The organism is Halovivax sp. (assembly GCA_007119345.1).
In the GTDB taxonomy this organism is placed as follows: domain Archaea; phylum Halobacteriota; class Halobacteria; order Halobacteriales; family Natrialbaceae; genus Halovivax.
Map to the genome: position 1 here is coordinate 1 of SKPV01000222.1, position 10,792 is coordinate 10,792.

Annotated in this window: 9 protein-coding genes; 6 read left to right on the forward strand and 3 right to left on the reverse strand. The window is 68.0% G+C overall.

The features are described from left to right. Window positions 1-665, forward strand: a 665-nt coding sequence (locus tag QZT59_RS15595; protein WP_290818508.1) for a UDP binding domain-containing protein, incomplete at its 5' end; no start/stop codon positions are given. Between the two features lie 85 nt (window positions 666-750). Here the strand turns inward: QZT59_RS15595 and QZT59_RS15600 are convergent. Further along, window positions 751-981: a hypothetical protein gene (locus QZT59_RS15600; protein WP_290818510.1), complete on the reverse strand. Its 231-nt coding sequence runs from the start codon at window positions 979-981 to the stop codon at window positions 751-753. A 462-nt stretch (window positions 982-1,443) separates the two neighbouring features. Between QZT59_RS15600 and QZT59_RS15605 the strand changes: the two genes are divergently transcribed. Then, window positions 1,444-2,421: a glycosyltransferase gene (locus tag QZT59_RS15605; protein WP_290818512.1), complete on the forward strand. Its 978-nt coding sequence runs from the start codon at window positions 1,444-1,446 to the stop codon at window positions 2,419-2,421. 99 nt (window positions 2,422-2,520) lie between these two features. On the opposite strand, the gene QZT59_RS15610 is transcribed toward QZT59_RS15605, so the two are convergent. Further along, window positions 2,521-3,444: a polysaccharide deacetylase family protein gene (locus tag QZT59_RS15610; RefSeq protein ID WP_290818514.1), complete on the reverse strand. Its 924-nt coding sequence runs from the start codon at window positions 3,442-3,444 to the stop codon at window positions 2,521-2,523. A gap of 270 nt (window positions 3,445-3,714) precedes the next feature. Between QZT59_RS15610 and QZT59_RS15615 the strand changes: the two genes are divergently transcribed. Next, complete coding sequence (locus tag QZT59_RS15615; RefSeq protein ID WP_290818516.1) at window positions 3,715-5,307, forward strand: alkaline phosphatase family protein; 1,593 nt, start codon at window positions 3,715-3,717, stop codon at window positions 5,305-5,307. Between the two features lie 201 nt (window positions 5,308-5,508). Here the strand turns inward: QZT59_RS15615 and QZT59_RS15620 are convergent, their stop codons facing one another. Then, on the reverse strand, window positions 5,509-6,816 hold the full coding sequence (locus QZT59_RS15620; protein ID WP_290818518.1) for a hypothetical protein: 1,308 nt from the start codon (window positions 6,814-6,816) through the stop codon (window positions 5,509-5,511). A gap of 387 nt (window positions 6,817-7,203) precedes the next feature. On the opposite strand from QZT59_RS15620, the gene QZT59_RS15625 reads away from it, so the two are divergent. The 3 genes from QZT59_RS15625 to QZT59_RS15635 all read left to right on the forward strand — a co-directional run bounded on the left by QZT59_RS15625 (window position 7,204) and on the right by QZT59_RS15635 (window position 10,674). After that, window positions 7,204-9,003, forward strand: coding sequence for a hypothetical protein (locus QZT59_RS15625; RefSeq protein ID WP_290818520.1), 1,800 nt, complete (start codon window positions 7,204-7,206; stop codon window positions 9,001-9,003). 293 nt (window positions 9,004-9,296) lie between these two features. Next, window positions 9,297-9,473 (forward strand): hypothetical protein, encoded by a 177-nt coding sequence (locus QZT59_RS15630; RefSeq protein ID WP_290818522.1) that lies wholly within the window; start codon window positions 9,297-9,299, stop codon window positions 9,471-9,473. 349 nt (window positions 9,474-9,822) lie between these two features. Then, on the forward strand, window positions 9,823-10,674 hold the full coding sequence (locus QZT59_RS15635; protein ID WP_343195781.1) for a hypothetical protein: 852 nt from the start codon (window positions 9,823-9,825) through the stop codon (window positions 10,672-10,674). Window positions 10,675-10,792: the final 118 nt, after the last annotated feature.

The window sequence follows — 10,792 nt, forward strand, 5'->3', positions numbered from 1 at the left end:
TCGCGACGACGAGCGGCGAGCTGGGGATCTCCGTTCGGGAGGCGATCGAGACCGCCAACGAGCTGCCGATGTGTCAGCTCCACGAACCTGGTCCGGGCGTCGGCGGTCACTGTATTCCGAACTACCCGCACTTCCTCCGGAGTCGGACGGAGACGCCGACCGAGCTGACGATCGCGGCCCGGCGGGTGAACGACCGGATGCCCGCGTACGCCGTGGACCTGCTTGCCGAGGAGCTCGAGGCCGCGGGCGCCTCGCTCGAGGAGTCGTCGGTACTCGTGCTCGGACTCACCTACCGACCGGGCGTGGCGGAGACGCGCCGGTCGCCGGCGATCGAGATCGTCGACCGCCTCGGCGAGCGCGCCGAGACGGTGTACGCCGCGGATCCGCTCGTCGATCCGGCCGAGTACGGCGCCCGACCCGCCTCGATCGACGAGCTCTCGGCGCTGTCCCTCGACGCGGCGATCGTCGTGACGCCCCACGCCGCCTTCGAGGCGATCGACTGGGAGCGCCTCGATCCGATGGTCGTGCTGGACGGCCGGGACGCGCTCGCGTTCGAGGACGATCGCCACCGGGTCCGGACGCTCGGCGGGCGGAGCCGGCCGACAGACGCCGTCCCGTCCGACGGGGGTCGGGTCCCCCTCGAGCGGGCGGCGGACCGGCGGTGACGATCCGATCGTCGGTTCCCGCGATACGCTTCGGGGGCATCCGGTACTCTCGCCGGCGCGTCGATCGAACGACGGCGCTCCCGCGCTATTCGACGGGGTACTCCGCGATACCGGCCCGCTCGCAGGTCGGACAGCGATAGGCGTCCGCCGCGACCGTGGTCCCGCACTGGCGACACTCGTAGACGACGGTGAGGACGTCCCCGCCTCGATCCGTCGATCGAGCTTCTCCCGCGGCGTCCGCGGAGGAACTCGCGTCGGAGAACAGGCCGGAAACGAAGTCCGAGAGAGTCATGATCGCGTTCGATCGCTCCTTCATCGAGTTTAAAAATAAGGATTCTGCGCAGAATCAGTTACTGAAGCGGCTCGTTCGGCCGAAACGGGCTCGCAGCCTGGCTCCGTCCGGTTCCTCGCACGCGATGGCGACCCGATCCATCCGACGGGGCCCGCGGTCGAAAATCGACTCGAGTCTGGCGATTCTCGGGCCAGCCGCGAACCGATTTGCGACGAACGGCAACCAGTTTACGGGAAACGTGTCGACCGAATCCGACGAACGCCGACCCGACCGTCGCGACGACGAGAGCGGGCGCCGACCCCAGGGTCCCGACGACGACGGCGAACACACACCCGCGCGTCCCGAAGACGACGAACGCCAACCCACGTATCCCGACGACGACGGCGAGCGCCGAATCCCGCATCGCGACGCCCCGTCCGACGTCGGTCGGATGCGAAAAGGTGCGGCTAACAAAGCCCCGTCGTCACCGGGTATCGTGACGAGCAGATGCACGTGTTGACGCTGACGACGAACGAGGACGCGCCGTTTCTGTCCCAGCAAGTCGCCGCCCTCGAACGACGCGGCGTCTCGTTCACGACGCTGGCCGTACCCGGCGATCCAGCGGGGACCGAGGGCAGAGGACCCCTCGATTACCTGCGGTACGTTCCGAGGGTGATCCGCGAGGCCGGCCCCGAGTACGATCTGGTCCACGCCCACTACGGACTGATCGCGCCGATGGCGCTCGCGCAAGCGCGACTCCCCGTCGTGCTCTCGCTCTGGGGATCGGACCTGCTCGGGTCGGTGGCGCCGATCAGCCGATTCTGCGCCAGGTTCTGCGAGGAAGTGATCGTGATGTCCGCGGAGATGCGACGGCACCTCGACGGAGACTGCGAGGTCATCCCCGACGGAATCGACCTCGAACGGTTCGAACCGCGGGACCGGAACGCTGCTCGGGCGGCCGTGGGTTGGACGGAAAACGGCTACGACGTGCTCTTCCCGTACGCTCCCAGCCGGACCATCAAAGATCATCCGCGCGCGAAGCGAATCGTCGCCCGGGCCGACGAGCGCCTCGACCGTCCCGTCACGCTCCGGACGGTGTACGGCGTCGACCACGACGAGATCCCGACGTACATGAACGCGGCGGACGCCCTCTTGCTGACCTCCGAGAGCGAGGGATCGCCGAACGCCGTCAAGGAGGCGCTCGCGTGTAACGTTCCCGTCGTGTCGACGGCCGTCGGCGACGTCCCCGAACGCCTGGACGGGATCGATCCGTCGACGGTCGGCGAGACCGACCTCGAGCTCGTCGACGGCCTGGTCTCGGTCCTCCGTCGGGGCGAGCGGCCGAACGGGCGGGCGGCCGTGCGCGAGCTGAGCCTCGAGCGGACGACCGACGCGTGGCTCGACGTCTACGAACGGGCCGTCGGTCGCGAGACGGTACGGCGGCCGCGTCGGCGAGCGTCGCGATCTCGACCGTCCGCCGAGTGACGGCGGTCGACCGCGGGGTGATGAACGTCGACCGCGGGGTGATGAACGTCGCTCGTACCGTGAGGGAGTCGGAGCTCGGCGGTGTTCGGTCGGTCGAGCTCAGCCGGCGTTCGCGCGAGCGGCCGGACCGTCCTCGAGCACCCGGCGCGCGACGTCACCCATCGTCTCGACCCGCAGGTCGGCGTCCGCCCGCCGGCGCGCGACGTACTCGACGATCCGCCGGATCCGGCGCTCGTCGCGGTCGGTCGTCACGTTGTTCGGGTGCCACCAGATGTGGAAGACGCCGTCGTTCGCGGCGGCCTGGTCGATCCCGAGGTGGGCGAGGGCCACCATCGGATCCGTCCAGACGGTCTCCGCGACGGTGCGAAGCGGCCCCTCGAACCCGAAGCAGAAGACGGAGGCCGGAAGGTTCACCAGACCGCGGTCGTCGATCGACGGATCGACGAGCAACGACGGCTCGCGCGCGATCGTTTCCAGGACGCGGGGCGCACCCTCGGGGAGCGACGTGCGCCCGCGGTAGACGCGAAATCCGGACTCGGCGAGGGCGTCGAGGTGACCGACCTCGTTGCGTGGAAAGACGAACGAGTCGGGCGAGAATCCCCAGTCCGCCGTGATGTCCCGAGCGCGCTGGCACTCGGCGCGCGCCAGCACTTCGGGCGTGTCCGGGTCACCGAAGAGGACGTGCGAGAACGAGTGAGAGCCGATCTCGTGAGCGACGGGCGACTCGCGAACGGCGGACACCAGGTCGGGGCCGAACCTGAGGTCCGGCCGATCGCGCCACTCGCCGCGCTCGCGCTGGAACCAGTCCCGGGGCGCCGGGTGGTCCGCGTGCTCGCGATCGCAGCGCTCGAGCATGAGGTGGCCGACGATGGCCCAGGTCGCCGGGACGTCGTGGTCGTCCAGGACGTCGAGGGTCGTCTCCCACCCGCGGCGGGCGCCCTCGACGCGGTCGCGGGGCGGCTCGGGAAGGTCGTGGAATCCCCAGCCGAGCTCGGCGTCCAGGGAGATGACGACGCTACCCACGTCGAACACCCCCGGATCGACGGTGCATGTCGATCCCGTTTACCCGCGCCACAGTTTGTTATGTCGAGGTTGTTCGATCGCTGCGGACCGCGATCGGATCTACCGTCCGTCATCGCCGATCTCGAAGCCCAGCGGGGCCGGATCGAAATCGAAGGGAACGGTCGCTCTCTCGACGTGTTCGCTATCCGTTCGCCCGCAAAGACTCCGCATAACAAAACGAATTTGGGCCCACTTCGCAGACAGCAGGTGCCTCGCACCTCGATGAAACACATGTCTGGATCTGTCACCGGTTCCGAGCGGGCGATCGTGCTCGGGCTCGACGGCGTCCCCTGGCGACTGGTCGAACGGTGGACCGACGACGGCGCCCTCCCCAACTTCGCCCGGCTCCGCGAGGAGGGTGCCTCGGGTCCGCTCGAGAGTACCCGGCCGGCCACGACGCCGCTCGCCTGGCCCTCCATCGCGACCGGCGTCTGGCCGGACAAACACGGCATATACGGCTTTCAGAACCTGTCCTCGGAGTACACGCACCGGATGTACACCAGTCAGGACCTCCGACAGCCGGCGCTCTGGGAGCTGCTGTCCCCGTCGGTCGTCGGTAACGTGCCGATGACCTACCCGCCGACGGCGGTCGACGGCACCGTCGTCTCCGGCATGATGACCCCGTCGACCCAGAAGTCCTACACGCACCCGCCCGACCTGGCCGACGAGATCGAAGAGCGGATCCCGGACTACCGGATCAGCATCGACTACCCCGACTACGCCGACGATCTGGACGGGTTCGAGGCCGCCATCGACGAGCTCCTCGAGAATCGGCGCGAACTGCTCCGGTTGCTGTTCGATCGGGTCGACGACTGGCGCCTGTTCTTTTTCGTCTTCACGGCGCCGGATCGCTTCCAGCACCTCGTCTGGGACGAGGAACGGTTGCTCGACCACTACCGGACGCTCGACGACCTCCTGGGCGAAGTGATGGAGCGTGCGGAAGATCGGAATGCGGACCTCTACGTGGTCTCCGATCACGGGTTCGGCCCGATCGAACAGCTCGTCTACACCAATCGCATCCTGGAGGAGGAGGGGTACCTCACCCGACGGGAGGACGAGGGAACGAGAGGCGCGTTCTCGTCGCTCGGCATCACGCGCGACGCTGTCACGAACGCCCTCGGCGCCATCGGCATCACCGAAGAGCGCCTCGCGATGGCTCTCCCGCGACGGTTCGTCGACTCGGTGGCGGAGCAACTGCCGGGCGATCACGCGCTCTACGACGTGGACTACAGCCGGACAACGGCGTTCGTCCACGACGCGGGCAACGTCTACGTCAACGACACGGAACGCTTCGACGAGGGGACCGTCCGCCCGGCGAAGATTCCGGACGTGAAAGAATCCCTTCGCGAGGTCTTCGAGTCCGTCACGGACCCGGTGACGGACGAACCCGTCTTGCGCGTCTTCGACGGCGACGATCTCTTTCCGACGGACGACCGCTCGCCCGACCTCGTCGTCAACGGCCGGGAGCGCTACGAGACGCGAACCGCGATCACCGACGAGACGTTCGGCGACACCGGCGTGACGGCCGCCAGTCACCGGAGCACGGGCATCATGCTGTGTGCGGGACCGTCGATCGACCCCGGCGCGACCCTCCGCGGGGCCCGGGTCGTCGACGTCGCCCCGACCCTGCTTCACGGGATCGACGAGCCGGTCCCCGACAACGCCGACGGCCGAGTCCTCTTCGACGCGTTCGACCGCGACTCCGGTCCGGCGACGACCAAAGTGAGCCGGCGGAACGTGACCAGGTCGGCGGCCGGGGAGGAAGTCGACGACGACTTCTCGGAGGTCGAAGACCGGCTGAAGGGCCTGGGCTACATGGAGTGAGCGCCGCCCGCAGAACGGTACGGTAGCGACGGAGCCCGTTTTATAGACCGGTTCGGTGAACGTTCTCCCGATATTCGATTGCGAGTAGCGATGCTGATCGGCCGCCTCCTGCCCTGAGCGGGGACCGATTCGGCGCCGACCGATCCGGTTGACCCGGCGCCGAAGTCACCTGATCGGTACAGCGCCGCCGCGACCGGGGCCTCACCGACTCCGGGCGAGCCGACGGCCGACTTCGTTCGCCCGCTTCCAGACCGGGTATAGGGTCCGGTACACGCCGTTCGGCGTGGTTCGGGCGCCGGCCCGGAGGAGTCGGTGGGATAGCGGCGGCGCCGAGTCGTCGACCAGTGCGTCGAGGTCCGCCTCGTCGAGCCAGTCGAAGAAGGCGCGCTCGGCGGGAGTTCGCGGCTCCGTTTCCCGCGCCCGTCGGCGGATGTCCTCCCACATGTGGCGCTCATCTTGCCCGAGAACCCACTCGTCGCGTTCGAACGCCGCTCGGATCTCGCGGTAGTCCTCGTCGACGAATCGGTAGCCGTGCTCGTTCGGGTCGAGCCCGGACAGACGGAGGCCGACGGCGGTTCGATAGCACTTCTCGCATCGGCCGCAGTTGCCGTCCATCCGATCGTTACAGGTCTGGAGCCGGAGGCCGGCGCACTCGGATCGGACGTAGTCGGCGATCAAGTCCAGCCGCTCCTGACGAGTCAGACCGTAGCCGTCGTGGTGACACTGCGTCCCGCTCCAGCGGACGTGGTCGTCGACGTCGGGTCGGGAGCCCCAGGCCAGGTCGATCCCCTCCCAGTGCGTCGCGGCGACGTAGAGGTCGTCCATTCCGGCGGCGTACGCGAGGGGGGCGCACAGCCCGGTCAGCCCGAGCCCGTGGCCGACGGAGCTGTACCAGGCGCCGTCGACGTGGCGCTTGTAGTGTGCGAGCAGCATCGGGTGGTCGAGAAAGCGGAGCATGTTCGACTCGACGAAGGCGGTGCCGAGTCCTCGCTCGGACGCGAACTCGGAGACGCGATCGCACAGCGCGGCCCACTTCTCGTCGTCGCGTTCCTCCGGCGTGACGGTCCACCCGCGGACGCTCACGAGGATCGGTTCCTCCTCGCGGTGGCGGACGTAGGACGCCGTCGAGTCGACGCCGCCGGTGAACAGCAACCCGCTCGCGCCCGATTTCGGTGAATCGTAATCGACGCGACGCTCGGCGTGGAGCCGCCCGCCCACCATGAAGTCGTGCATCCCGAGCAGCGCGGCCTTGGCGTCCTCGAGCGCCCGGGCGAACGCGGCGTCCACCTCGGGGACGTAGACGTCGGCCCCGCACGCCCAGGCGACCGGGCATATCTGGGCGAGGACCGGCACGGCGAGGACGCCCTCGGGGACGCTCTCGATGGAGCGACCGTAGCTGGTTCGGAACGGTTCGCCGCTCAGAAAGCGCTCGCAGTCGCCGGATGCGCGGACCGTACACCGGAGCGTGTCGGCCTCGACGTCGAGGGATTCGATGGCGATGGATGACATGGAACGAGATCGGGCTGTCGCGTCGAATCCAGCACGGGCGACCACTAAAGCCGACCGACGCGTCGCGTTCGGTGGGAACGGCCGTCTCGGCGTACGTCCCGGTTAGGTTCGGCAAGCGACACCTACGCCGACCCGCGGGCGGGGTGATCGCCGTCGCCCGCTCCGCCGACGATCGAGTGACGGGCAGCGAACGGAGCGTCACGCGCGGGCGTCGGGAGATCGAGTCGCCGTCGGAACGGTGTCAATCCCGGCGTTCGACTCCCGAAACGGCGTCCTTCGGCGCCGAGAGGTAGGACGCGGATAACAAACGCCGGCCTCGCGGAGGGTAGGAACGACAGATGACCGCTGCAGCCGTCCGTTCACGTCGAGTCCCTCGAGTGAGGTGCCATGGGTAAGACAGCCTCGAATCTCGCGCTCTCGGTCGGCTACGCGGCCGTCGCCGTCGCGATCGTGCTCGCACGTCGAGAGCCGGCGGCGGGGTACGAGGTCTCCGTCTACGCCGGCACCCCCGGCGCGGCGTGGGCCGCGCTGGGCGTCGCGCTGACCGTCGCGGTGGCGACCGCGCTCGCGTGTCGGGGCGTCCATCAGGCCGCGGCGATCGGCCTCGGCGGGTTCGCGATGACGGCGATCGTGAGCCTCCCCGTGATTCGGGGCTACCACTTCGTCGGGAAAGGCGACGGGCTCACGCACCTCGGGTGGGTTCGCGACTTCCTCGGCGGTGCGATGGCGCCCCACGAGCTCTTCTATCCCGGACTGCACACCGTGGCATCGCTCCTCTACCTGGTCGCCGGCGTCGACGTACCCCACGGGCTCATGCTCGCGGTCGTGGCGCTGTTCGTTCCGTTCGTGATCTTCGTGCCCCTGGTCGTCCGCGACGTGACGGGGAACGCGCTGGCCGTCGGATTCGCCGGAATCGTCGCCTGGTTCGTGCTCCCGATCAACAACATCGCGACCCACATGGGCGCTCACAGCAACTCCAACGCGCTGTTTTTCGTGCCGGTCTTTCTCTTCGCGCTCGTCGCGTACCTCGGGCGACGGTCGCCGGACGAGCGCTTGCCGTTGGGACTCTCCCCGTACGGTGCGCTGATCGTCCTCTTCGGGGTCGCGCTGTTGCTCGTCCATCCCCAACAGATGATCAACGTCGTCGTGATCCTGGCCGCGATCAGCGGGGTCCAGTACCTCGCGCGGCGACGATTCGACGAGCACCCGATCCTCGAACATCCCACCGCGCACGCCTACACCGCAGCACTCGGCGCGACGTTCGTCGTCTGGGCGGTCGCCAACGAGCGGTTCAGGAATGCGTTCGGCGGACTGCTCTACGGACTGGCGACCGCGGACATCGGCGGCGACGAGGAGGTCGGCCAGCGCGAAGCGTCCCTGGCCGAGATCGGAGGTAGCCTCCCCGAACTCTTCGCCAAGCTGTTCGGCGTGAGCGCGCTCGTCGGATTCCTGGTCGCGTGCTTCCTGCTCGTCCTCTGGGCGGGCCGGAGCCGGATGAACGCGGAGTCGCGCTCGATCGTCACGTACCTGGGGATCTCGCTGTTCCCGCTCGGCGGGATCTTCCTCGTCTACTTCGTCGGCACGCCGACGATGGCGTTCCGTCAGGTCGGGTTCATCTTCGTACTCCTGACCATCCTCGGCGCGATCGCGCTGGCGGCGCTGGTCGGCTGGACGGGGCGGTTCGTCCCGGCCGGCGCGACGACCGCACTCGCAGCGGTACTCCTCGGCGCGTGTCTGGTCCTCGCGCTGCTGACGATTTTCGGGTCGCCGTTCATCTACAGCCCGTCTCAGCACGTTTCAGAACAGACCTACCACGGCTACGAAGCGGCGATCGTGAACGGGAACGATCAACCCTACGCCGGCTACGGGTACAACGTCTACCGATACAACGACGCCATCTACGGGCCCGAGACGATGACGGACGAGCAAGCGGCCATCATGGGTGCCGGCGCGCCGGAGGGAAGCGTCGAGATGGACGCGTTCAACGACCGACAGTACGCCGACGCCTATCCCGCCGACGGCGACTACTTCCTCGCGGTCAGCGAGTTCGACACGACCAGGGAGTTCGAGATCTACCAGGAACTCAACTACGAACGGGCGGCCTTCGAGGACCTCGAAAACCACGAAGGGTCGGCGAAGTACGTCTCGAACGAGGAGTTCGCGCTCTACGAAATTCGAGAGGAGTGACCGACCCGGTGAGTGAGCGCGACCGCTCCCGTGAATCCGATCTAACGGAAATGCCAAATCATCGGCCCCTCATCGGCCGCCCGACGAGACCGATTCGTCGGAAGCTCGACCACACCAAACCGCGAACCGAGCGACCGCGGACGTAGCTGAGCCGTGGGACGGCGGCGGTACCGCTCGCGCCGACGACGGACCTCGAAGTCCGATTCCGGGCGATCCTGGCGCGCGTCGGGGCCGACGCGCGATCGAGTGATCCACTCTCCGTTCACGGTCGGGTCGTGCCCCGGCGGGTGCTCGTGCGATTCGACGTCCGAGCCGATCACCGGACCCCACTCCCGGCGGCGACCGATCCCGCGAGCCTGTTCGTCGACCCGCCGACCGACCACTGCGGGCACGACCGCACCGTCGCGAACCTCGCCGTGGACGAGGCCGCGAACTGGTCGGTCGGTTTCGCCGAGCGGAACACCAGCTAGGCCCCGGAAGTGCGTTTCGGGCGGAGTAACGAGGTGTTACGCCGGCCTGCTGGTCGCGGTTCGTCCTCCGTCTCGGCATCGTACGACCGGTAATACGCCGTTAGACGGGAGAGCACTGGGGATTGGCCGGCCGGAAACACGTTCTTATATTCAATAAAAATAAGTCAAAATCTCCTACACAGTATCCGAGAATAGACGTAACTTCTGCAAATTCAACCATCTTATCCAAGGAAAGGTTTATGACCGTAACCCGGAGTTACGCAAGTGCATGCCGCAGAACCCCCGCACGAACGAGAACGCCTCCACCCCGACCGACGGTCGACAATCCCGAATTACCCGTCGAGGTTTCGTGGGCTCGATCGCCGGGGTCGCGACCGCGACCGCGGGCGCGGCCGCGATGGGCTCCGTTGCAGCCGACGATTACGAGACGATCGTCGTCGACGCCGGCGAAGACCGGACGATCACCGTCGAGAGCGGCGAGACGTTCGAGAACGTCCTGATCGACGTCAGCGCGGACGGTGCGCACGCGACCGTCGCCGCCCAGGGTACCGACTGGACGATCCGCAACGTCGGTATCGAAGGTCGCGTCAGCGGCAAGAACGCCGTCTTCGGGGTCGCCGACACCGGGGGCGGGACCTCCACGATCGAGAACGTCTACGTCGGCGACGGCGCGGACGCCGGTCACCGCATCGGCCTGGGCATCTGGGTCGCCCCCGACCACTCGGGACACCTCGAGATCGACGGCGTCAACGTCCAGGAGATGGGCGACAACTCGTTCTACTGCTCCGCGCCCGGGGATGGAGCGGGCGGAACCGTCGACATGCGGAACTGCTACTCGGCGAACTCGTGGGTCTCGCACTTCCGGCTCGCCGAGGGGACGGTCGAGAACTGCGTCGCGATCAACGACGAACGCCACGAGGACGGCCGCGGGGTCTGGGCCTGGGCCCCCGGCGACGTCGAGGTCCGCGACTGCGACTTCGACATGGGCGGACGGCACTACGCCATCGAGTCCGGCGCGAACGGCAGCGGCGCGACCGTCGAGGTCTCCGGTACCGAGTTCACGACCGACTTTCACGGCGGGCTCAACGAGGTCGACGGTGGCACGATCGAGCTGGCCGACGACGTCGGCCACGACCCGGACGACGCACTCCCGGACGGCTGTCCCGACTCCGCCGAGGCGGCCGCGTCCGGAGTGAACTGACCGCGCCGGTCCACGATTACCGGCCAACGCGACTCCTGCCAACTTAACGGACCGTATACGCGACCCCCTCAACTCGATCACCCGCTGAACCGACTCCCTCCACCCGATCGCCCGCCGA

Excerpts from the sequence above, each read along its gene's own strand:
- QZT59_RS15600 (WP_290818510.1), bottom strand. The coding sequence starts at position 981 with ATGAAGGAGCGATCGAACGCGATCATGACTCTCTCGGACTTCGTTTCC.
- QZT59_RS15605 (WP_290818512.1), top strand. The coding sequence starts at position 1,444 with ATGCACGTGTTGACGCTGACGACGAACGAGGACGCGCCGTTTCTGTCC.
- QZT59_RS15615 (WP_290818516.1), top strand. The coding sequence starts at position 3,715 with ATGTCTGGATCTGTCACCGGTTCCGAGCGGGCGATCGTGCTCGGGCTC.
- QZT59_RS15620 (WP_290818518.1), bottom strand. The coding sequence starts at position 6,816 with ATGTCATCCATCGCCATCGAATCCCTCGACGTCGAGGCCGACACGCTC.
- QZT59_RS15625 (WP_290818520.1), top strand. The coding sequence starts at position 7,204 with ATGGGTAAGACAGCCTCGAATCTCGCGCTCTCGGTCGGCTACGCGGCC.